The organism is Paenibacillus sp. J53TS2 (genome assembly GCF_018403305.1).
GTDB lineage: Bacteria > Bacillota > Bacilli > Paenibacillales > Paenibacillaceae > Fontibacillus > Fontibacillus rhizolycopersici.
Genome location: NZ_BOSK01000038.1, coordinates 1 through 280, shown reverse-complemented (window position 1 = coordinate 280; position 280 = coordinate 1). Strand labels below are relative to the sequence as shown.

1 rRNA gene is annotated in these 280 nt (G+C 48.9%); it reads right to left on the bottom strand.

Features of this window, described 5'->3' with window-relative positions:
- Window positions 1–224 (bottom strand): 16S ribosomal RNA (locus KJS42_RS22965); the annotation flags it as partial.
- Window positions 225–280 lie beyond the last annotated feature (56 nt).

Genomic DNA, 280 nt, shown 5'->3' with positions numbered 1-280 from the left:
ATTGCTCCGCCTTTCCCAAGTCTCCCATGCGAGAAACTTGCGTATCCGGTATTAGCTACCGTTTCCGGTAGTTATCCCAGTCTTACGGGCAGGTTGCCTACGTGTTACTCACCCGTCCGCCGCTAAGTTAACCAGGAGCAAGCTCCCGATTAACTCCGCTCGACTTGCATGTATTAGGCACGCCGCCAGCGTTCGTCCTGAGCCAGGATCAAACTCTCCAATAAAGTGTTTGACTTGCTCATTGAAACAAACTGACGAGATTAAAAATCTCATTGTATTA